1 protein-coding gene is annotated in these 743 nt (G+C 44.4%); it reads left to right on the forward strand.

Going from position 1 to position 743, the window contains the following annotated elements; genetic code table 11:
- The first annotated feature begins 55 nt into the window (after nucleotides 1-55).
- On the forward strand, nucleotides 56-550 hold the full coding sequence (locus tag HMPREF9446_RS12895; protein WP_009126121.1) for a UpxZ family transcription anti-terminator antagonist: 495 nt from the start codon (nucleotides 56-58) through the stop codon (nucleotides 548-550).
- The last annotated feature ends 193 nt before the right edge of the window (nucleotides 551-743 follow it).

Genomic DNA, 743 nt, shown 5'->3' on the forward strand with positions numbered 1-743 from the left:
TGGCGGTTGATCATTTCCCCCTGCCAATTTATAACTCATAAATCATAATTCATAAATGAACACCTCTCTTTCCGAAGAAGCAATCACTCTTCAGCGTGCCGCGCACGAGCTGATGTATTTGGGTACGGACGGTAGTCCGGTTTATAGCGATGAGCTGTCCCGTCGCAACGGTGAGGTCTATCGTCTGACGACGGCTTTGTATAGTTCCTTAGCGAAAGGTGCAACTACAGAAGAACAGGCAAACGTCTGTCTTGCGTTGTTGATGGGGTATAGTGCCTCGTTCATAGATTATGGAGAAAAACAGGAACATATCCAGAATGTTTTAAATCGCTGTTGGGATATCCTTGACGTTCTTCCCGCTTCCTTGTTGAAACTCCGTCTGCTTACTGCTTGTTATGGTGAAGTGTTCGACGAGCCTTTGGCCGACGAAGTCCGCAAGATTATTTCCTCCTGGAACGGATCATCTCTTACCGCAGAGCAGCGGGAAGCCATCGAGGAATTTCAGAACGTAGTTGCTAATCCCTATCCATGGGAAGAAGTGGGCGAATAATCTGAAGTCAACGATAAAAAGCTATATCCCGTTTCAGAAAAAACGTATATTTGCGTATAACTTCTAAAAATGGTCAGACAAAATGGAGCAGATGCGTAAATTGCCTATCGGTATACAGACTTTTGAGGAGATACGTAAAGACAATTATCTTTATGTAGAACGGTTGCCGATTTGCTTGCCATGCTCAACCAAT

This window comes from Bacteroides fluxus YIT 12057, assembly GCF_000195635.1.
Lineage (GTDB): Bacteria > Bacteroidota > Bacteroidia > Bacteroidales > Bacteroidaceae > Bacteroides > Bacteroides fluxus.